The organism is Neisseria sp. 27098_8_139 (genome assembly GCF_041433195.1).
GTDB classification, from domain to species: Bacteria; Pseudomonadota; Gammaproteobacteria; order Burkholderiales; family Neisseriaceae; genus Neisseria; species Neisseria subflava.
This window is the reverse complement of sequence record NZ_JAPWBA010000013.1, coordinates 1-21,593: the sequence shown is the minus strand read 5'-3', so window position 1 is coordinate 21,593 and position 21,593 is coordinate 1. Positions and strand designations below refer to the sequence as shown.

General features: G+C 49.6%; 18 protein-coding genes. 9 read left to right on the top strand and 9 right to left on the bottom strand.

Annotated elements, in window-relative coordinates; translation table 11 throughout:
* Positions 1-24: 24 nt before the first annotated feature.
* Entirely contained in the window at positions 25-1,944 is a 1,920-nt protein-coding gene (locus tag O3660_RS09840) for a TonB-dependent receptor (RefSeq protein ID WP_371464916.1), read from the bottom strand.
* 321 nt (positions 1,945-2,265) lie between these two features.
* On the opposite strand from O3660_RS09840, the gene fumC reads away from it, so the two are divergent.
* A complete protein-coding gene (gene fumC, locus O3660_RS09835) occupies positions 2,266-3,654 on the top strand; it encodes a class II fumarate hydratase (RefSeq protein ID WP_371464914.1) in 1,389 nt (462 codons plus the stop codon).
* A gap of 50 nt (positions 3,655-3,704) precedes the next feature.
* On the opposite strand, the gene O3660_RS09830 is transcribed toward fumC, so the two are convergent.
* Positions 3,705-4,229 carry a hypothetical protein gene (locus O3660_RS09830; protein ID WP_049352105.1) on the bottom strand — a complete coding sequence of 175 codons (525 nt, stop codon included), beginning with the start codon at positions 4,227-4,229 and terminating at the stop codon, positions 3,705-3,707.
* 168 nt (positions 4,230-4,397) lie between these two features.
* Positions 4,398-5,777, bottom strand: coding sequence for an argininosuccinate lyase (gene argH, locus O3660_RS09825; RefSeq protein WP_049352107.1), 1,380 nt, complete (start codon positions 5,775-5,777; stop codon positions 4,398-4,400).
* A 93-nt stretch (positions 5,778-5,870) separates the two neighbouring features.
* Here argH and O3660_RS09820 point away from each other — a divergent pair, with 93 nt between their 5' ends.
* Positions 5,871-6,908 (top strand): sensor histidine kinase, encoded by a 1,038-nt coding sequence (locus O3660_RS09820; protein WP_049329839.1) that lies wholly within the window; start codon positions 5,871-5,873, stop codon positions 6,906-6,908.
* Positions 6,909-7,108: 200 nt separating this feature from the next.
* Positions 7,109-9,694: a bifunctional aconitate hydratase 2/2-methylisocitrate dehydratase gene (acnB, locus tag O3660_RS09815; protein WP_049352109.1), complete on the top strand. Its 2,586-nt coding sequence runs from the start codon at positions 7,109-7,111 to the stop codon at positions 9,692-9,694.
* A gap of 184 nt (positions 9,695-9,878) precedes the next feature.
* Here acnB and O3660_RS09810 read toward each other — a convergent pair whose 3' ends face one another.
* Positions 9,879-11,342, bottom strand: a complete 1,464-nt coding sequence (locus O3660_RS09810; protein WP_371464924.1) for a DEAD/DEAH box helicase — start codon at positions 11,340-11,342, stop codon at positions 9,879-9,881.
* A 360-nt stretch (positions 11,343-11,702) separates the two neighbouring features.
* Between O3660_RS09810 and O3660_RS09805 the strand changes: the two genes are divergently transcribed.
* Complete coding sequence (locus O3660_RS09805; RefSeq protein WP_137040409.1) at positions 11,703-12,035, top strand: hypothetical protein; 333 nt, start codon at positions 11,703-11,705, stop codon at positions 12,033-12,035.
* A gap of 206 nt (positions 12,036-12,241) precedes the next feature.
* Here O3660_RS09805 and clpX read toward each other — a convergent pair whose 3' ends face one another.
* Complete coding sequence (gene clpX, locus O3660_RS09800) at positions 12,242-13,507, bottom strand: ATP-dependent Clp protease ATP-binding subunit ClpX (RefSeq protein ID WP_371464913.1); 1,266 nt, start codon at positions 13,505-13,507, stop codon at positions 12,242-12,244.
* A 313-nt stretch (positions 13,508-13,820) separates the two neighbouring features.
* Between clpX and O3660_RS09795 the strand changes: the two genes are divergently transcribed.
* The gene (locus tag O3660_RS09795) at positions 13,821-14,729 is read left to right on the top strand and encodes a serine hydrolase (protein ID WP_371440889.1); all 909 of its coding nucleotides are present in this window, start codon (positions 13,821-13,823) and stop codon (positions 14,727-14,729) included.
* A gap of 108 nt (positions 14,730-14,837) precedes the next feature.
* A complete protein-coding gene (locus tag O3660_RS09790) occupies positions 14,838-15,611 on the top strand; it encodes a M48 family metallopeptidase (protein ID WP_049329845.1) in 774 nt (257 codons plus the stop codon).
* A 63-nt stretch (positions 15,612-15,674) separates the two neighbouring features.
* Here the strand turns inward: O3660_RS09790 and O3660_RS09785 are convergent, their stop codons facing one another.
* Complete coding sequence (locus O3660_RS09785; RefSeq protein ID WP_049352179.1) at positions 15,675-16,169, bottom strand: DMP19 family protein; 495 nt, start codon at positions 16,167-16,169, stop codon at positions 15,675-15,677.
* Between the two features lie 113 nt (positions 16,170-16,282).
* On the opposite strand from O3660_RS09785, the gene O3660_RS09780 reads away from it, so the two are divergent.
* Together O3660_RS09780 and O3660_RS09775 are read left to right on the top strand one after the other, a co-directional pair.
* Positions 16,283-16,480 carry a zinc-finger domain-containing protein gene (locus O3660_RS09780; RefSeq protein WP_003745781.1) on the top strand — a complete coding sequence of 66 codons (198 nt, stop codon included), beginning with the start codon at positions 16,283-16,285 and terminating at the stop codon, positions 16,478-16,480.
* 3 nt (positions 16,481-16,483) lie between these two features.
* On the top strand, positions 16,484-16,840 hold the full coding sequence (locus O3660_RS09775; RefSeq protein ID WP_049352126.1) for a hypothetical protein: 357 nt from the start codon (positions 16,484-16,486) through the stop codon (positions 16,838-16,840).
* A gap of 6 nt (positions 16,841-16,846) precedes the next feature.
* Here the strand turns inward: O3660_RS09775 and mutY are convergent, their stop codons facing one another.
* The gene (gene mutY / locus O3660_RS09770) at positions 16,847-17,881 is read right to left on the bottom strand and encodes an A/G-specific adenine glycosylase (RefSeq protein WP_049352129.1); all 1,035 of its coding nucleotides are present in this window, start codon (positions 17,879-17,881) and stop codon (positions 16,847-16,849) included.
* 162 nt (positions 17,882-18,043) lie between these two features.
* On the opposite strand from mutY, the gene O3660_RS09765 reads away from it, so the two are divergent.
* Positions 18,044-19,084: a zinc-dependent alcohol dehydrogenase family protein gene (locus O3660_RS09765; protein ID WP_293193080.1), complete on the top strand. Its 1,041-nt coding sequence runs from the start codon at positions 18,044-18,046 to the stop codon at positions 19,082-19,084.
* Between the two features lie 69 nt (positions 19,085-19,153).
* On the opposite strand, the gene trmA is transcribed toward O3660_RS09765, so the two are convergent.
* Both trmA and pta read right to left on the bottom strand, forming a co-directional pair.
* Entirely contained in the window at positions 19,154-20,236 is a 1,083-nt protein-coding gene (gene trmA / locus O3660_RS09760) for a tRNA (uridine(54)-C5)-methyltransferase TrmA (protein WP_371464911.1), read from the bottom strand.
* A gap of 117 nt (positions 20,237-20,353) precedes the next feature.
* On the bottom strand, positions 20,354-21,593 hold a 1,240-nt coding region (gene pta / locus O3660_RS09755), incomplete at its 5' end, for a phosphate acetyltransferase (protein ID WP_371464910.1).

The window sequence follows — 21,593 nt, the reverse complement described above, 5'->3', positions numbered from 1 at the left end:
GGCATTCTTTCAGACGGCCTGATTTTAAAACGCCGCGTGCAAACTCAACCAATATGTCCTACCCGGTGCATATACCACACTGGGCGACAGGGCGAGGACGTGGTCGCCGCTGATGTGTTCGGCGTATTTTTTGTTGAACACGTTGTTCACGCCTAAACGCAAGCCGTATTTGTCTTTGATGTTTACGCCTGCGTACACGTCGGCAACGGTAAAGCCTTTGGCGGCTTCGCGTTTGTCTATACCCAGACCACTTGCCGCGTCAAAATCGCCGCGCGTTTGTTTGGCGACAAAGCGTGCTGCCGCGCCGATGTTGTAGCTGCCGTGGGCAAAGTAGTTTTTGTAGTCGGCTTGGACGGCTGCTTCAAACGGACGGATTTGATAGAGCGGCCTGCCGTCGGTTTCGTTGTGTCCGTAGTTGTAGGTGGCTTTGATGCCTGCCGCCCAATGCGGATTGAAGTTGTAACGCGCGTAGGCCTGCGCGGTAATCAGGCGTGCATCCACGTTGCGTGTGATGATGCCGCCGCCTTTGGAAGCCGTGCCGCTTTGTCCGTGTGCGCGGTCAAAAATAATCAGGTCTTTGACTTTGTCCGCCACAAGTGTGCCGCCTACGTTCCAGCCTGCGCCTGCCAACGAGTTCATGTAGCCGTTGTAGTAGTCGTTGCGGCTGTCGGCGGTGAGCTTGATGCGATTGTGTTTTTCGGTTTTCAGCAGGGGATTGCCTGCGATGGCGGCGGCTGGGTTTTGGTTCATCAGCGCGCCGTTCATGCGGTTTTGCACGATGGCGGCAAGCGAGTTGAAGCGTTCGGTGTTGTCGCCGATTCGTTCTAAGTGAGCAAGGGAGACGCTGTATTTTTGCGTTTCAGACGGCGTGAAATCGTATTTGAGTTCGCCTGAGAAGGCATGACGGCGCACTTTGCCGTTGAAGTCGCAGCCGTAATGGGTTTTCCAGATTTGTTGCGCCGATGCGAAGGCGAGATTGCGGTTCATCGGATGGGCGGGCTGTGCCGTATTTTTGCGAACATCCGCTTCATTGAGTTCGTAGCTCAAACCCAAGCCCAGTTTGTGTCGGTCGTCAAACTTGTAAGACAGGGTATCGGCAATGCGCCAGCGGTCGATGTGCACATCGGCGAAACGGTAGCCGTTGAGGAAGTCGCGCATGGGAGTGTGGGCGTTGCGCTCGCCGTTTTGGCTGTCGTTGCGATAGCTGACGGCGGCCGTGTTGTGGAACTTGCCGAAGTCCGCGTCGTGTTTGAGCGAGGAATCATACACTTTGCGGTCAAGTTCTACAAACACTTGCTGCGGTGTGTTGTTTTGGCGCAGGGAGTAATTGTCGGCGCGGCGTTTGAGTTTGATGACGCCTGCTTCCGCGCTGACCGTATTGCTCAAATCGGCATTGCCCCAACGCGCGTTGAGTTTGGCGATATGGCGTTCGGTATCCAATGCATCGTTGACGAACTGCGGCTGGCGGTCGTTGTTGATGTCGTCGTGTAGGTAGGTGAGACGGTATTCCTGATTTTCAGACGGCACAAAACCGAGTACCAAAGCTTGATTAAAACGGCTGTATTTCCAATCGGTCTGATTACCGTCGCCGTCTTTATAGCCGTTGGCCTTGGTGTGATTGAGGTTGGCCACGCCGTACACCTTTGCCCCGCGCGCTTGTGCGGTAACGGAATTGTAAAAGCTTTTGCCGTAAAAGCCGCTGTTTGCTTTCAGCGGACGGAAGGCTTGGTCTATGTTTTCGGTAACAAAGTAATGATCGCTGCGGTCAGTGCGGTCGAACTGGTTTTCAGGGAAATAGCCTTGTGCGGCGGTCGGGGCAATCGGTTTGGGAGGGGAGAAGGTTTTGACAGGCTGGATTTCATCAGGGTCTGCCAAGGTTTCGGCAAAGCCGTTTGCAGCGGCAAAACTACTCATTAACAAGCAAATCAAATGGTTTTGTTTCATTATTTATATCCTGATAATCATTTTTATTTATTATGCTCTTAGAGAGAAGCAAAGTAAAGAAACGATAAAGTGTCTGAGGCCGACAAAACTTTATTGTCGGTAAGGAAGCTTTAGCTTTGAACATAAGCCGATACGGGCTAAAAACTTTTAGAAGAGGGGAGTGTTGGCGAGGTTTGTATTTGAGTTTCATCTTGCGTTTGTGTTTTCCGTTTATAAAGCAGATAGGCCGTCTGAAAAAACTCTCTCTTTTCAGACGGCCTATTGCTGGTTATAATAATTTTACGAATCATTATTATTTCTATTTAAATATAGGAGAAACGCATGAGTACCCGTACCGAACACGACACCATGGGCAATGTCGAAGTCCCGTCCGAAGCCTATTGGGGCGCGCAGACCCAGCGCAGCCGCAACAATTTCAAAATCGGCGGCGAAACCCTGCCGCAGCCGCTGATTTATGCTTTGGCGCTGGTGAAAAAAGCCGCAGCCGCCACCAATGTTTCCCTCGGCAGGATTAAGCCTGAGCAGGCGGATTTGATTACGCAGGCGGCGGACGACGTGTTGAACGGCAAGCTCGACGGGCAGTTTCCTTTAGTGGTTTGGCAGACCGGCTCCGGCACGCAGTCCAATATGAACATGAACGAAGTGCTGGCGAACCGCGCCAACGAAATCGCCGGTACGGGTTTGGCGGCGTACCAGCCCGTCCATCCCAACGACCATGTGAACCACGCGCAATCGACCAACGACGCGTTCCCGACCGCCATCCACGTCGCCGCCGCGATTGAAATCAACCGCCACCTCATTCCGGCGGTAAAAGCCCTGCGCGACACGTTGGACAAAAAAGCCAAAGCATTCGCCCCCATCGTCAAAATCGGCCGCACCCATTTGCAGGACGCGACGCCGCTGACTTTGGGACAAGAGTTTTCCGGCTACGTTTCCCAGCTCGACCACGGCTTAGGCCGTCTGAACGACGCGCTCAAAGGTTTGTACGAACTCGCTTTGGGCGGCACGGCGGTCGGCACAGGCTTGAACAGCCATCCCGAATACGCCGAAAAAGCCGCCGCCAAACTCGCTGAATTGTCCGGTCTGCCGTTTGTCAGTGCGCCGAACAAATTTGAAGCCTTGGGCGGACGCGATGCCGCCGTTGCCGCTTCGGGCGCACTGAAAACGCTGGCGGCAAGCCTGAACAAAATCGCCAACGACATCCGCTGGTTGGCGAGCGGTCCGCGCTGCGGTTTGGGCGAAATCAAAATCCCCGAAAACGAGCCGGGTTCGTCCATCATGCCGGGCAAAGTCAACCCAACCCAATGCGAAGCAATGACCATGGTGTGCTGCCAAGTGTTCGGCAACGACGTCGCCATCGGCATGGCGGGCGCGTCGGGCAATTTCGAGCTGAACGTCTATATGCCCGTTATCGCCTACAACCTCTTGCAATCCATCCGCCTCTTGGGCGACGCGTGCAACAGCTTCAACGAACATTGCGCCGTCGGCATCGAACCCGTGCCGGAAAAAATCGACTATTTCCTGCACCATTCCCTGATGCTCGTTACCGCGCTGAACCGCAAAATCGGCTACGAAAACGCCGCCAAAGTCGCCAAAACCGCCTATAAAAACGACAAATCGCTGCGCGAAACCGCCGTCGAACTGGGCTTACTGACAGGCGAAGAGTTTGACGAACTGGTCGTTCCTGCCGATATGGTTCATCCGCGTTAAGCTTTGATAATGAAACATGCCGTCTGAAAATGTTTTCAGACGGCATGTTTTTATGCTGCGGTTGTCTTTTTTTCAAATAGGGCAAAAATCATTGACAGTAAATTGAAGAGCAGTAGGAAAGTTACTGACCTTAGAAATGTACGCCAGGCATAATGCCACGCCTCCGTTCTGTCTGCTTGGGGTAGGAGCGATGCAGTATAGCGGTTGTGTAGGGTTTTTGCGGTGTCATTGTTTTCCAAATAGTCCAACGAAAGTACCAATAATTTGCCCGTGTCTTTGTGTTGTAAGAATTTGGCATGCTCAACCCAGATGCCTGGCTTGGCTTGTTCGCATAAAGATTCAATGCCGACACAAGAGGCCAAGCTGTTTTGGTTGTTTTGCAAAATCGACAGCTCGTTTTTTTCAGCCTGCATGGCTATGGGGGAGGTTTGATGAAGGTATACGCTTATGCCGTTGCTCTCTATTGCTTGAAAATCATGGAGCTGGCTGAATCCACCATTTTCCCAGGCGACAAATACGGCATAGCATCCGCTGAATAGGCAGATCATAGCCAATTTAAAGACAAAGTTTTTCATCCTTGCTCCTTTTGTTTGAAGATGGCGGCAAAGTCAGGGGGCGTGTTTTCTCGTTTGAAGATAAGTTTAGGTTTTATCTGTTTTTATTGTGAGGTTGAGTGTAACATGGGTAATCAAAAGGCCGTCTGAAAATTTTCAGACGGCCTTTTATTATGTGTTTAGATAGGTTTAAGCCAACAATTCACGCCAGCGTTTGACTTGGAAACGGACTTGTTCAGGCGCGGTGCCGCCCAAGTGGTTGCGCGCGTTTAAGCTGCCTTCGGGTGTCAGCACGCTGTAAACATCTTCGGCAATCAAACCGCTGAAACCTTGCAGGACTTCAAGCGGCAATTCGCTCAAATCAACGCCAGCTTCATCGGCATGGCGCACAGCTTGGGCAACAACTTCGTGGCTGTCGCGGAAAGGCATGCCTTTTTTCACCAAGTAATCCGCCAAGTCGGTAGCCGTTGCAAAACCCTGCATCACGGCGGCGCGCATATTGTCGGGTTTGACGGTCACGCCGCGCATCATATCGGCGTAAATGCGCAGGGTGTCGATAAGTGTGTCGGCAGTGTCAAACAAAGGCTCTTTGTCTTCCTGATTGTCTTTGTTGTATGCCAAAGGCTGCGATTTCATCAGGGTAACCAGGCCGATCAGGTGGCCAATTACGCGACCGGATTTACCGCGCACCAGTTCAGGTACGTCGGGGTTTTTCTTTTGCGGCATGATGGATGAGCCGGTGCAGAAACGGTCGGCAATATCGATAAAGCCGAAATGCGGGCTCATCCACAAAATCAATTCTTCGGAAAGACGGCTCAGGTGAACCATAATCAGAGAAGCGGCAGCCGTGAACTCAATGGCAAAATCGCGGTCGGATACGGCATCGAGCGAGTTTTGGCAGATTTGTTCGAAGCCCAACAGCTCGGCGGTGATTTCGCGTTGAATCGGGTAGGTGGTACCGGCAAGGGCGGCGGCGCCGAGCGGCATACGGTTGACGCGTTTGTGGCAGTCGGCCATGCGCTCGAAATCGCGTCCGAGCATTTCGACATAGGCGAGCATGTGATGCCCGAAGCTGACCGGCTGGGCAACTTGCAGATGGGTAAAGCCGGGCATGACGGTTTCGGCGTTTTGTTCCGCCAAATCAACCAAGGCCGTCTGAAGGTTTTGAATCAGGCTTTGGATAACGGTAATTTGATCGCGCAGCCACAGGCGGATGTCGGTGGCGACTTGGTCGTTGCGGCTGCGGCCGGTGTGCAGGCGTTTGCCGGCATCGCCGATTTTGTCGGTAAGGCGGCGTTCGATATTCATGTGGACATCTTCCAAATCCAGTGACCAGGAAATCGTTCCTTCTTTGATTTCTGCTATAATCTCGGCCATGCCCTGACGGATGGCGGAGAGGTCGTCTTCGCTCAAAACACCCGACTGTGTCAGCATTTGCGCGTGTGCCAGCGAGCCTTGGATGTCCCATTCGGCCAGTCGTTTGTCAAAATCAATCGAGCCGGTATATTTTTTGACCAGCTCGGAAACAGGTTCGTTAAAACGGCCTGACCAGGTTTTGTCCTTGCTCATATCAGCATCCTTAAAATATAAATAAAAAAACAGGGTCTACGTCTTCAATATAGCAGACCCGTCTATACATTATGAAAGAAAACGGTTGAAATCATGTCTATTATACGTCAAATAAACCAGAATTTCGCAGTGCCGGATTTGCGCAATTCCGCAACTTTGGTGCGCCTGCTCATTATTTTGTTAATCAGTTTGTTTATCTTTCCGTTGATGACAGTATCGGGGGTGCCTTATCCGGAACAGATTTTCCAACATTTTTCATGGGCTTGCCCCGTCATCCTTTTAATTTTACTTAAGGTCTATTTCTTACAGGCATTTGCGCCGTCCCTGCTTCGCTCGCAGTACAGCGTTGTGGTTTCCTACGTCTCCAACCTGCTGATTTTCTTGTTTGTCGATTTAGTAATTTTGAAGACAGATATTTGGTCGTTGATTCAGCACTTCTTCTTGCTGACCTTTTTTTGTTTCAGTTTCATGTACATCGAAGCGGCCCGCCGCAACAGCCTTGCGCCTTCTATTTCCGAAGCCAGATTGAGTGCGTTGACGGCGCGTATCCGTCCGCATTTCTTGTTTAACAGCCTGAATGCCGCCATCAGCTTAATCCGTCTGCGTCCGTATGATGCGGAAACTTTGCTGGAGAATCTAGCCAACCTGTTCCGCGCACAACTGCGCGACGGTAGTCAAAACAGCACCTTGGGGCAGGAAATCGAGTGGGCGCAGGAATATATTGCCATCGAGCAAATCCGCATGGGACATATGCGTGTACAGGTTATGTGGCAGCACCATGCACCCGACGATGCGGAAACGCCGCATCTGCTGCTGCAACCGCTTTTGGAAAACGCTGTATTCCATGGTGTCGAATCCAGCCACCGCCCAGGGATAATTACAGTATTAACAAAATTGGAAAAATCATCTATTTTCATCAGTATCGAAAATCCGTGTGGAAAAGAACCTAATGAAAATACCAAGCCGCATAAAGGTAATTCTATGGCTCTGCGCAATCTGAAAGAGCGCTTGACTTTGATGTATGACACCGACGCGAAAATCAGAAACATCCAATCAGACGGCCTGTTCCGCGTTGAAATCATATTGCCGTACCGTAAAAAATCAGCCGAAGTTTCCCGTCTGTTTGGCTAAAACGCCTAGAATAGGGTGGCTTTAGATAGGTTAGACTATTAACACATTAAATAAAATAGTTTAAATTTATTACATTCAGTAACATAACTGTTCCCATTTTTTGAAAACTGGTCTATGATGCTTAAAAGGATTGTTTACAATCTTTAATTGCAAATCATTTGCAATTGCCCAGAAGAAAAAACAGAAAAAGGAACAAAGAGATGTTAGAAGCCTATCGTAAAGCCGCCGCCGAGCGCGCTGCCCTTGGTATTCCCGCCCTTCCTCTGACTGCTCAGCAGACTGCTGATTTGGTTGAGCTGCTGAAAAATCCACCTGCCGGTGAAGGTGAATTCTTGGTTGAGCTGTTGGCTCACCGCGTACCGCCCGGTGTGGATGATGCCGCCAAAGTTAAAGCCTCATTTTTGGCAGCCGTTGCCGAAGGTAGCGTATCCAGTCCGCTGATTTCCCCTGAGTATGCTACCGAGCTGTTGGGTACCATGCTTGGCGGTTACAACATCCATGCACTCATCGAACTCTTGGACAACGACAAACTTGCACCTATCGCTGCAAATGGTCTGAAACACACTCTGTTGATGTTTGACTCTTTCCACGATGTTCAAGAAAAAGCCGAAAAAGGCAACAAATACGCGCAAGAAGTATTGCAATCTTGGGCAGATGCCGAATGGTTCACTTCTCGCGCCAAAGTTCCAGAAAAAATCACTGTTACCGTCTTCAAAGTCGACGGTGAAACCAATACAGACGATCTCTCTCCTGCACCTGACGCATGGAGCCGTCCTGATATACCTCTGCACGCGCTGGCGATGTTGAAAAACCCGCGCGACGGCATCAATCCTGACAAACCGGGCGAAGTCGGTCCGATTAAATTATTGGAAGAACTCAAAGCCAAAGGTCATCCCGTTGCCTACGTCGGCGATGTGGTCGGTACTGGTTCTTCACGCAAATCCGCGACCAACTCCGTCATTTGGCATACCGGCGAAGATATTCCGTTCGTACCGAACAAACGTTTCGGCGGCGTATGCCTGGGTGGCAAAATCGCGCCGATTTTCTTCAATACTCAAGAAGACTCCGGTGCGCTGCCGATTGAAGTCGATGTTTCCGCGCTGAAAATGGGCGATGTCGTCGATATTCTGCCTTATGAAGGCAAAATCGTGAAAAACGGCGAAACCGTTGCCGAGTTCAGCCTGAAATCCCAAGTATTGCTGGACGAAGTGCAAGCCGGTGGCCGTATCAACCTGATTATCGGTCGCGGTCTGACCGCCAAAGCGCGCGAAGCGTTGAAACTGCCTGCCTCTACCGAGTTCCGCCTGCCTCAAGCACCTGCCGAAAGCAAAGCCGGGTTCACGTTGGCACAAAAAATGGTCGGTCGCGCCTGCGGTCTGCCCGAAGGACAAGGCGTGCGCCCGGGTACTTATTGCGAACCGCGCATGACGACGGTCGGCTCACAAGACACTACCGGTCCGATGACTCGCGACGAGTTGAAAGACTTGGCTTGTTTGGGCTTCTCCGCCGACATGGTGATGCAGTCTTTCTGTCACACCGCTGCTTATCCGAAACCTGTCGATGTCAGAACCCATAAAGAACTGCCTGCCTTTATTTCTACCCGTGGCGGCGTGGCTCTGCGTCCGGGCGATGGCGTGATCCACTCATGGCTCAACCGCCTGCTGTTGCCCGATACCGTCGGTACCGGCGGCGACAGCCACACCCGTTTCCCTATCGGTATTTCCTTCCCCGCAGGCTCGGGATTGGTTGCTTTCGCTGCTGCCACCGGCGTGATGCCGCTCGATATGCCTGAATCTGTATTGGTACGCTTCAGCGGCAAACTGCAACCGGGCGTCACCCTGCGCGATTTGGTGAACGCCATTCCGCTGTACGCGATTAAACAAGGTTTGCTGACCGTTGCCAAAGCCGGTAAGAAAAACATCTTCTCCGGCCGCATCCTCGAAATCGAAGGCCTGCCTGATTTGAAAGTGGAACAAGCCTTTGAATTGACCGACGCATCCGCCGAACGCTCCGCCGCCGGCTGTACCGTGAAGCTCAACAAAGAGCCGATTATCGAGTACATGAAATCCAACGTCGTATTGATGAAAAACATGATTGCCGACGGCTATCAAGACCCGCGCACTTTGGAACGCCGCATCAAAGCCATGGAAAAATGGCTGGCGAATCCGGAGCTGCTCGAAGCGGATAAAGATGCCGAATACGCCGCCGTGATTGAAATCAACATGGACGACATCAAAGAGCCGATTATCGCCTGCCCGAACGACCCAGACGACGTATGCTTCATGTCCGAACGTTCCGGCACCAAAATCGACGAAGTATTCATTGGTTCGTGCATGACCAACATCGGCCACTTCCGCGCCGCTTCCAAACTCTTGGAAGGCAAGAGCGACATCCCCGTCCGCCTGTGGATGGCGCCGCCGACCAAAATGGACGCGAAAGAGTTGTCCGACGAAGGTCACTACGGCGTACTCGGCCGTGCAGGCGCGCGTATGGAAATGCCGGGTTGCTCATTGTGTATGGGTAACCAAGCACAAGTACACGAAGGAGCGACTGTAATGTCCACTTCTACCCGTAACTTCCCGAACCGCTTGGGTAAAAACACCTTTGTTTACCTCGGGTCGGCTGAGTTGGCGGCAATCTGCTCCAAACTGGGTAAAATCCCGACTGTTGAAGAATACCAAGCCAATATCGGTATCATCAACGAGCAGGGCGACCAAATCTACCGCTATATGAACTTTAACGAAATCGACAGCTACAACGAAGTAGCCGAAACCGTGAATGTTTAAGGTAACAAGGTAAACCGATTTTCAGACGGCCTTAAATAATAAAGGCCGTCTGAAACGGAAAAATAAAAAGGGCGTGTTCATCACGTCCTTTTTATTTTTAGTTTAATAAAAGGCCGTCTGAAAGATAAGTTTCAGACGGCCTTTGCTTAGGATAAATAATCAGAAACCGATTAATCAGCGTTGTTTACTTTACGCCAAAACCAGGTTGGAGCAGGGCGCAAGGCTGACGCTCGTGACGGCTGCGGCGTGTTCTGCCAGCAATTTTGCCGCAGGCAATACCCGGATCGTTTTTCTCTTCTGCTTTTTTCGAGTTTTTATCTGACTTGCTCGCGTATTCGTTGCGTTTGTTTCTATCATCGCGACGAGAGCAGCTGTCGTTGTGCTGAACCAGTTGTGCTTCGGCTTCATCTTGATTGTCGGTGCCCCACCAATGCGGCTCAAAGCCTTCGATGCGTTCCACATTCAAATCGCTGCCGGTTAGTTCTTTAATAGATTCAAACATTTTCTGTTCGGTTTTATCCATCAAGGAAATGGCAACGCCGTCGGCACCGGCCCGGCCGGTACGTCCGATGCGGTGGACGTAGTCTTCAGGTTGGGTTGGCAGCTCGTAGTTGATGACGAAAGGCAACTCGGCAATATCCAGACCGCGCGCGGCAACGTCGGTGGCAACCAAAACGCGTAATGTACCTTCTTTAAAGGCGTTGAGGGTTTCTAGTCGGCTTTGTTGGGATTTGTCGCCGTGGATGGATTGCGCGGCAATGTTGCGGCGGACGAGGTCGCGGGTAACTTGATCGACGCTTTGTTTGGTTTTGCAGAATACAATGACTTGATTCATATGCAAATCAACAATCAGACGTTCGAGCAGGTTGCGTTTTTTGAGTGCATCAACGGCAATGATGTGTTGCTCGACATTGGCGTTGGTGGTGTTTTGCGCAGCCACTTCAACCATTTCGGGCGTGTGCATAAAATCTTGCGCGAGCTTGCGGATAGGAGGTGAGAAAGTGGCGGAAAAAAGCAGGGTTTGTCGCTGTTTGGGCAACATCTGCATGATTTTGCGGATATCGTCGATGAAACCCATATCAAGCATACGGTCGGCTTCATCGAGTACAACGATTTCAACTTTGTTTAAATTAATATTTTTTTGTTTGACGTGGTCAAGCAGTCGGCCAACCGTAGCGACAACGATTTCGCAACCGGCGCGCAAGTCGGCAGTTTGTTTATCCATATTGACGCCTCCGAAGAGGACGGTGTGACGCAAAGGAAGATTTTTAATGTATGCCTGCACGTTTTGGTCAATTTGATCAGCCAGTTCGCGGGTTGGGGTCAATACCAACATACGAACAGGGTGCATGGCAGGGGAGGTGCTGGATGTGGCGTAGCGTTTCAGGCGTTCGAGGCTGGGCAGCATAAAGGCGGCGGTTTTACCTGTGCCGGTTTGTGCTGCGGCCAAAAGGTCGTGTCCTGCCAAGGCTTTGGGAATTGCTACTGCTTGGATAGGCGTCGGGTTTTCATAACCCTGATCGGTCAGGGCAGAGACTAATTCGCTGCCTAAACCGAGTGAAGAGAAAGGATTCATGATGGTGGCTTTCTGTTCAGACGGCCTTTTGAATGATAGGCCGTCTGAAAAATCTGATTCTGAAATGGACAAACCGCAGTATGATGTTGATTCTGCGGTTTGAAAAAAATGGGGAGCGGAATAATCCGTCAAGTAGTCCATTATGCCATAAAAAGAGGGACTCCCAAAATGGTGGTTGCGGCTAGGATTGACCATGTTTTGATATTTTTACAGTTCAAAAACAGAAAAATTTACTGGTCTGCAAGGTTTTGAGTTTATTAGGAATTAAGCATTTGTCTTAACATCAATAGAATTAATTTATCAAAAACTTACAGGCTGAAATGAAACTAAATTGTACTCACGTACTCAATATTGAGGTGCAGAGCTTGTTTTGTAGCCTGTATCTCCCGTTTAACGGTAAACCATAAAATCAAAATTTAGGAATATACAATTATGAAAACTTTATTGATCGCTCTTGCAACCGGTAGCCTGATGTTGGCAGCTTGTTCTTCTTCCAAACCTGAAGAAGCGGCAGCGCCACGCATCACTGTTGAAGAAGCAATGACTCAATGTCAACAAGCATCTGGTGAAAATGCTGATCGCGCTGTATTTGATGCCTGCATGAAAGGCAAAGGCTATCAACGTACGGCTGAATCAGCTGCCTCCGAGCCTGCTGCATCTGAACCAGTAGCTGCTCCTGAAACTGCTGCTCCTGAAGCTGCGGCTTCTGAACCTGCCGCCAAAGCTGCTCCAGCTAAAAAAGCTGTTAAAAAAGTAAAAAAATAAGCTTCATAAAATTCAAGGAAGTCACTCTCATCAATACTCCGGATGAAGGCAGACTTAGAGCAACTTGAAAACAAAGGCCGTCTGAATATGTTTCAGACGGCCTTTGTTTTTCATGTATAAGACCATTATTCAAAGATATACTTTTGGTTTTATTAAAAAATAAAAAAGACGTGTAGCGAGTACACGTCTTTTTCGGAGAATGATCCTTATTGCTTATATTCGCTGCCGTCTGCACGGAAAAGTTTTGGCTGTTCGCCTTTTTCCACGACCTCTTTATTGATGACGACTTTTGCTACGCCTTTCAAATCCGGTAGGGCGTACATGGTGTCCAAGAGGCAACGTTCGACGATAGAGCGCAGGCCGCGCGCACCGGTTTTGCGTTCCATCGCCAGTTTGGCGATGCTGTGCAAGGCGTTTTCTTCAAACTCAAGACCGATATCTTCCATTGCAAACAAGGTTTGATATTGTTTGACCAAGGCATTTTTCGGTTCGGTCAAAATGTTGACCAAAGCATCTTCGTCCAATTCTGCCAATGTGGCAATCACGGGCAGACGGCCGATAAGCTCGGGAATCAAACCGAATTTAATTAAGTCTTCAGGCTCGACTGTTTCAAACAGGGCTGAAATATCGGCGTTTTCATCTTTGCTGTGCACCGCCGCACCAAAGCCGATACCACCTTTTTCAGTACGTTGGCGGATGACTTTTTCCAAGCCGGCAAATGCACCGCCGCAGATAAAGAGGATGTTGGTGGTATCAACGTTGATGAATTCTTGGTTCGGATGTTTGCGGCCGCCTTGCGGAGGAACGCTCGCTACCGTGCCTTCAATCAGTTTCAGCAAGGCTTGTTGCACGCCTTCGCCGGATACGTCGCGCGTGATGGACGGATTGTCGCTTTTGCGTGAAATTTTATCGATTTCATCGATATAAACGATGCCGCGCTGGGCTTTTTCAACGTCAAAATCACATTTGCCCAAAAGTTTGGTGATGATTTGTTCGACATCTTCACCAACATAACCGGCTTCGGTCAAAGTTGTGGCATCCGCCATGACAAAAGGAACATCCAGTTTGCGCGCCAAAGATTGCGCCAACAGAGTTTTACCTGAGCCGGTAGGGCCGATGAGCAGGATGTTGGATTTGGACAACTCGACTTTGCCCTCTGCTTTCGGGTGGCGCAGGCGTTTGTAGTGGTTGTAAACCGATACTGCCAACGCTTTTTTTGCGTGTTCCTGACCGATAACGTGGTCGTTGAGGTTGGCAACGATTTCGGCCGGGGTAGGCAGTTTTTTCTCGGTGTTTTCTGCGTTCACTTTGGCAAGCTCGTTTTCAATCTCGCCTGATTCGTTGTCTTGCAGCATCATGCCGCAAGTTTCTACACATTCGTTGCAGATGAAGGCGTGTTCGCCTTCGATCAGATTTTTAACGTCGTTTTCGGACTTCCCGCAGAATGAACAGGTGCGTTTTTCTTCAGACATAATAATTTCTTCGTATGGTTGTATGGAGGCTGTGTTGTAAAGGGGGAACAGATATTTCGGGCGTATTGCCGGATTGAGGGAGTGCCTCTGACAAAGGAGCCTAAGTATAATAACTATCTTGTGTTTTTTCAAATCAGAGCAGGCATTGCGCCGTATCGTCTAAGAAACAGATGAGGGTGCTGGATTTGAATATCTCGCAAACAAACGCAAAGTTTTCTCAACTCGCTTTACAATTAGCAAAAAATTTAACAGAATGTTGAATTAAATGTATTTTTTTGAATTGGCAGATATGAAATTCTATAAAACTTTAGGAATGGTATGGACAGGTGTGGCATTGGCCTTTGCTTCTGCACCTGCCGTTGCCGATGATATGGATGTATTGGGACAATTTTTGGAACAAAATTTCCCAGTGCAAAATGACCCGATGGAAGCTTTTGCGTTGAGTCATGCCGACCAAGTCGAAGCTCAAGCCGCTTTGGCAGGTCCTTTGCTGTCTTCGCAATCTGCTTTGATTTTCAATAATAAAACCGGTGAAGTGCTGTATCAGAAAAACCCTGATCGTGTCATGCCGATTGCCTCTATTTCCAAATTGATGAGCGCGATGGTGGTGTTGGATGCGCATCTGGATATGAACGAGCCTATCACGATTACTGAGGCTGAAATCGACCGTCTGAAAGGTACGGGCAGCCGTTTGAGCATCGGCACGACACTGACACGCGGCGAACTGTTGCACCTGAGCCTGATGAGCAGTGAAAACCGTGCTACCCATGCGTTGGGCCGTACCTATCCGGGTGGTATGAGCGCGTTTGTTGCGGCAATGAATGCCAAAGCACAAAGCCTGGGCATGACCAGCAGCCGTTTCTATGAGCCTACCGGTTTGAATTTCCAAAACGTTTCAACTGCACGCGATTTGAACCGCATGGTTGCGGCAGCCAGCAAATATCCGCTGATCCGCAAAAATTCTACTTCAAATTATGGCTCGGTTTGGACGGCAAATGGTCGTCAAAACTACAAAAACTCCAATGCCTTGGTGCGTGAGGGCAGCTGGAATATTGAATTGCAGAAAACCGGCTATATCCGCGAGGCAGGACGTTCTATGGTGGTTAAGGCCAATGTACAGAATCAGCCGATTACCATCGTATTGCTCAACTCTCCGTCTTCCACAACACGCGTGAACGATGCGCGTAAGATTGAGTCTTGGATGTTGCAGCGCCGCTCTTAAATATTGCGCTTAAAGGCCGTCTGAAACCGTTCAGACGGCCTTTTGTGTAAAGTGTATTAAATTTGGGTACAATGTCGTTACATTAACTTAAAAACACAGAGAGAAAACATGTTGGGAAAATGGAATAAAAAATATTGGGCCGGCATGGGCGTGATTTTGGCGTTGACCGGCTGTACTTCCGTAGCGGATATGGTTGGCTACGATACTGCGACTTTAAATGAAGACGCGGCTAAAAGTTACTCACAAGTCATTCAAAAAGCGCGTGGTCAAAAAGCTTTGGATGTTTCATCTCCAACTGCTCAACGCGTTCAACGCGTGTTTGCACGTCTGCGTCCTCATGCTGAGCGCGCCAACAAAACCGGCGTGCCTTTCAACTGGCAGATGAACGTTATCCGCAGTGATGAAATGAACGCATGGGCAATGCCGGGCGGTAAAATGGCCGTGTACACCGGCATAGTAGAAAAATTGAAGCTGACTGATGATGAAATTGCCGCCGTTGTCGGCCATGAAATGACCCATGCTTTGTTGGAACACAGTAAAAAAGCTTTGGGCGGACAAGTATTGACCGGCTTGGGCGGTTCGATTTTGGCCAGCTCAACCGGTGTGGATGGTGATTTGGTCGGCTTGGGTGCAGATTTGTTGGCGACCAAACCGTTCTCACGTTATCAGGAAAGCGAAGCGGATGCCGGCGGTGTGCGTTTGATGGCTGAAGCAGGCTACAACCCTGAGGCAGCGGTAAGCGTGTGGGAAAAAATGAACAAAGTACAGGGCGGCAGCTCATTGGCTATTTTGTCGACTCACCCAACCAATCAGGCGCGTATCAATGCAATCCGCAAAATGTTGCCTGAAGTGATGCCGATTTATCAGAAAAACAAACGTTAATTTGACGTATTGATGATTTTGCCGGTTTGAACAGATGATTCAAACCGGCAAAGTTTTATGGTTTCAGCCTGACAGTTTGGCAAATTTATCCCAATTTGCCTGAACGTAGGCTGCTGCGGTTTCCAAGTCTTCGTCGGCAACATCATAATAATCGCCGTCAAGCTCTTCAAAATCGGGAAAAGCTTTGCGGATTTCGTCGAAACCCCTTTGCTCGTCTGCCATTTTTTCAATGGCTTCGCCATGTTTTTCGTACAGAGCTTTGGCTTTGTCTAAGATTTTTGGTATCGGTTTGATGCGCCAGCGGCGCAGGCTGTCGGCAACCGGATTGCCGAAGATGTATTCTCCGTATCCTGAAGCGATAAGCTGTACAAAGCCGCCTTCTTGAACCTGGCTGTCGAGGTAGCAAAGGGCAGTCAATGTATGCTGTTCGTCGTTGAGGCCGGACATTTCCTCGTCGCCTGCCTGTTCGGTGTGGTCCAAATAGGCTGCGCTGAGTGTATAAAGAAATGAAGCGGAATCGGAAGTATCGAAATCTTGAAGGCGGAGCAGGGTCGTCATAATCATCAAAGGCCGTCTGAAAAAAGTGATTATATAATGTTTTCAGTCTGAACCTAGCGGCCGTTTTGCTTTACAATATCGGAAGATAAGAAAACATAGTGAGGAACCAAACCATGAGTACACAGTCTGAAAAAAACGTTGTAGTCATCAAGCCGCAGGATTTGCCGCTGCATTGCTCCGGCCCTAATCATGAAACGTGGAACGGCCATCCGCGTGTGTTCTTGCCGATTCAGTCCAATAGTGAGATTGAATGCCCGTATTGTGGCACTTATTACCGTCTTGATGGCGAGATTCCGCATCACCATTACTGATCTATGCCTATGTTGAATAAAATTATCTGCGCTTTGTGCGTGAGTTTGTGCGCTGCGTGCGGCTCGTATAAGGCCGTGCGCCCTGATGCGCCGTTACCGGTCATTGCACAAGCGCAGACGTATTCTGTCCGTTATCAATCCGCACAAGGTCGGACGATTACTGCAATTTATATCAACAGCCACAGCCCGATGATGGTTGAGCTGCGTGAAGGCAATACGGTTGAGAAACTGGTGCAAGTCCGCTTGCGGAGTCAGGGCGTCGAGTACGCCAATCCGAGCTCGAGTTGGCAGATTGGCGATGGATTTGCCGTACTGATTCGCGGTGGGAAAGAAGCTGTATTTAAAGAGATTGTGGAATAGGGCGGTTTAGCCTTTAGCCAAATATTTGATTAAAGGTTTGGGCAAACCATAATCCGCCAAATGTTCCAATGATACCCAAAGGCCGTCTGAAAGATGTTCAGACGGCCTTTGTTGCGTCTGAAAAGGGGTAATCATCAATAAGCGGTGGGTCAGGCGGTGGGTAAACGTGGTTTGTTCTTCAAGGCCGTCTGAAACAATGCCGAAGTGTTCGGCGTAAGTATACAAATCGTCTAATTTTTCAAAACAGGGTACGCAATACAGACCGCCCCAAATGCCTTTGGCAGGGCGTTTTTCAAGCAATAATGCGCCGTCAGTGTGATGAATAATCAGCCAATAAAGCGGTAGGGTTTGCACTTCGGGAGCAGTTTTTTTGCGGGGCAGCTCGTCAATGCGGTTTTGTTTTTTTGCTTCGCAGATCTCTGCCATAGGGCATTGATGACACAAAGGTTTTGTCCGTTTACAGACGGTTGCGCCCAAATCCATCAGCCCTTGTGTATAGGCAGGCATATCGGTGTTTTCAGACGGCATCAGGCTTTCTGCAAGCGTCCAAAGCGCGTTTTCAAATTTTTTGTCTTGCGGATTTCCGTCTTGGGCAAAGACACGGCAGAGAACGCGTTTGACGTTGCCGTCCAAGATGGTTTCGCGTCGGTTGAAAGAAAAGGCAGAAATGGCGGCGGCGGTACTTCTGCCTACGCCGCAGAGCGTTTCCAAGTCTTTGCGATCGGATGGAAAGATACCGCCGAATTGTTCGACGACTTGTTGCGCTGCTTTGTGCAGGTTGCGTGCTCGGCTGTAATAGCCCAAGCCTGCCCACAAGGATAAAACCTCGTCTTGCGGCGCGGCGGCAAGCGATTGCACGGTTGGGAATGTGGCTAAGAAACGCGGATAGTAGTCCAATACGGTAGCTACTTGCGTTTGTTGGAGCATGATTTCTGAAAGCCAGACGGAATACGGGTCTTTGACCTGCCAAGGCAGGTTGTGGCGGCCGTGTTGGCGCTGCCAATCGATGAGTCGTCGAGCGAAGGATGTGGGTGTGTTCATTAACATTTGCTTTTTAATTATTTATTTTTAAAACAATATGTTACAATATAACATATGAAATAATAATCAGAATTGACTTATCTGGTGGAGGGGTATATAAATATAGTTAACGTGGATTTACGCTGTATTGTTAAAGTTTATTAACTGCTCAAGGAGATTCACATGAAAGCAATGGTTTATCATGGCGCAAACGACATTCGTTTCGAAGAAAAACCCCGCCCTCAAATTATCGATCCGACCGATGCAGTCGTCAAAATCGTTAAAACCACGATTTGCGGTACTGACTTGGGTATTTGGAAGGGTAAAAACCCTGAAGTTGCCGACGGTCGTATTCTCGGTCATGAGGGCATCGGTATTGTAGAAGAAGTCGGCGATGCTGTAAAAAACATCAAAGTTGGTGATAAAGTCATTATTTCATGTGTCAGCAAATGCTGTACTTGCGATAACTGTAAAATCCAACTTTATTCACACTGCCGCAACGGCGGTTGGATCTTGGGCTATATGATTGACGGTACTCAGGCCGAATACGTCCGTACGCCTTATGCCGACAACAGCTTGGTTCCACTGCCTGACAACGTCAATGAAGAAGTTGCCCTGCTGTTGAGCGATGCCTTGCCGACCGCCCATGAAATCGGCGTGCAATATGGTGATGTGAAACCTGGCGATACCGTATTCATCGCCGGTGCCGGCCCTGTCGGTATGTCTGCCTTGCTGACTGAGCAACTGTATAGCCCTGCCGCCATCATCGTTTGCGATATGGACGAAAACCGCTTGAAACTGGCGAAAGAATTGGGCGCGACCCATACCATCAACCCTGCTTCCGGCGATGTAAGCAAGCAAGTTGCCGACATTGTTGGCGAAGACGGCGTAGATTGCGCCATCGAAGCGGTCGGTATCCCTGCGACTTGGAATATGTGTCAAGACATCGTGAAACCCGGCGGCCATATCGCAGTGGTCGGTGTACATGGTCAATCCGTTGATTTCAAACTGGAAAAACTGTGGATTAAAAACCTTGCCATTACTACCGGCCTGGTTAACGCCAATACTACTGAAATGCTGATGAAAGCCATTTCCAGCAGCTCAGTGGATTACACTAAAATGATGACCCACCATTTCAAATTCAGCGAATTGGAAAAAGCTTACGATGTATTCAAGCACGCTGCTGAAAACCAAGCCATGAAAGTGGTTTTGGAAGCGGATTGATTTGAAAATCGCTTAATATGCCCTTAATTAAAGGCCGTCTGAACATTCAGACGGCCTTTTTGTATGATTTTATTTTTTCTTCAACCAAACGCCGCTTTCGATATGGTGGGTAAATGGGAATTGGTCGAATAGGGCGGCGCGTTCGATGGTATGGGTTTGACAGAGCGTGTCGAGGTTGGCGCGCAGGGTTTCAGGGTTGCAGGAAATATAGAGGACGTTGTCGAATCGGGCTACCAATTTGAGCGTCTCATCATCAACACCGGCGCGTGGGGGATCAACGAAAATAGTTGAAAAATCATAGTTTTTCAAGTCGATGCCTTGTTCTTGCAGGCGGCGGAATTCACGGTTTTGCGTGTAGGCTTCGGTAAATTCTTCAGCAGACAGGCGGGCGATTTTGAGGTTGGTAATTTGGTTGGCTTCAATATTCCACTGGGCGGCATTGACGGAAGTTTTGGAAACTTCGGTTGCCAGCACCTGATTGAAATGTTGTGAAAGCGGCAGGGTGAAATTGCCGTTGCCGCAGTACAGCTCAAGCAGGTCTTTGCCTAAGTTTTGCGCGGCATCACACGCCCAAGTCAGCATTTTTTGGCACACTTGGGCATTGGGTTGGGTAAAGCTGCCCTCGATTTGACGATAGCGGAAGGTCTTGCCGTTGACTTCTAATGCTTCGGTCACAAAATCTTGGCTTAATACGATTTTTTGTCCGCGGCTGCGGCCGATGATGTGGATGCCTAAATTGTGCGCCAGCTCTTGCGCGGTTTGTTGCCATGCGTCGTTCAGCTTCTTGTGGTAAATCATGGTAACCAGCATTTCGCCGCTTAAAGTGGACAAAAATTCGACGGCGTACCAGCGGTTTTTCAGCTCGGGATGATTGGACGCGGCTTCAATCAATTTCGGCATCAAGGCATTGATGGATTCGGACGCGGCAGGAAATTGGTCGCAACGGATCAGGCTTGCCCCGCTTGCCTTTTGTCCGCGCTCAAACATGGCATAAAACATTTCGCCGCCTTCATGCCAGATGCGGAACTCGGCACGCATTCTGTAATGCTGTTCCGGAGATTCAAAGACTTCGATTTCAGGAAAATCCAGTCCTTGGAAAAGTTGCTGAAGATATTGCTTTTTGTCGGCTAGTTGTTGCTGGTAGGCAGTCATTGGGGCAGTCTTTCAGAAAATAATGGCGAATTATAATATAGTTGGCGTAAAGATACGAAAGGCCGTCTGAAACATCGGTTTCAGACGGCCTTTGATTTCAAAGCATCAGCTTGTCAATCAGCCTTGCATTTGTTTGGCTTGAACGGCAGTCAGGGCGATGGTGAAGACGATGTCTTCAATCAATGCGCCGCGTGACAAGTCGTTAACCGGTTTACGCAAACCTTGCAACAACGGGCCTACGCTCAGGACGTTGGCGCTGCGTTGTACGGCTTTGTAAGTACAGTTGCCGGTGTTGAGGTCTGGGAAAACCAAAACGGTTGCTTGACCGGCAACAGCGCTGCCTGGAGCTTTGGATTGGCCGATAGATGGAACGGTGGCCGCATCGTATTGCAACGGACCTTCGATGGCCAAATCAGGGCGTTTTTCATTAGCCAGTTTGGTTGCTTCGATTACTGCATCGACATCAGGGCCGCTGCCTGAGTTGATGGTAGAGTAGGAAATCATGGCTACTTTTGGATCGATACCGAAAGCTTTGGCGCTGTCGGCAGATTGGATGGCGATATCGGCCAGTTGTTCCGGAGTTGGGTTCGGGTTAACCGCGCAGTCGCCGAAAGCTAAAACTTGGTTAGGCAGCAACATGAAGAATACGCTGGATACGAGGCTTGCACCCGGGGCGGTTTTAATCAGTTGCAGGGCAGGGCGGATGGTGTTGGCAGTAGTGTGGACTGCACCGGAAACCAAACCGTCTACGTCGTTTTGAGCCATCATCATGGTACCCAGTACGACAGTGTCTTGCAGCTGTTTGCGTGCGTCTTCAGGAGTCAGGCCTTTGGATTTGCGCAATTCGCACATCGGCTCGACGTATTGCTCAACCAAAGAAGCAGGATCGATGATTTCCAAAGAATCAGGCAGGTTGATGCCGCGTTCTTTAGCTACGGCCTCAACTTCTTCGCGGGTCGCCAACAGTACGCAACGGGCGATGCCTTTTTCGTGACAGATAGCGGCAGCGGCGACGGTGCGCGGTTCTGCGCCTTCAGGCAGAACGATGCGCATATCGGCTTTGCGGGCAAAGTCGATCAGGTTGTAACGGAATTGGGCTGGAGACAGGCGTTTGGCTTCACGTTTGGCCAAAGCGGATACGTCTTGCAGTTTGTCGCTGGAGCCGAAGAAAGTCAGGCCGGTTTGCTCGGCAACTTGTGCGCCTAAAGCTGCGGCTGCGCCGTCAATGATGAAACCTTCCAATAAGCCTGGAGAGTTGGTGTAGAGCTGTTTAGCAAGGTTTAATTGTTGGGCAACGGCGGCTGCATCGGTGTTATCGGATTTCAGCGCCAATACAACGCCTGCATCCAAAGACAGC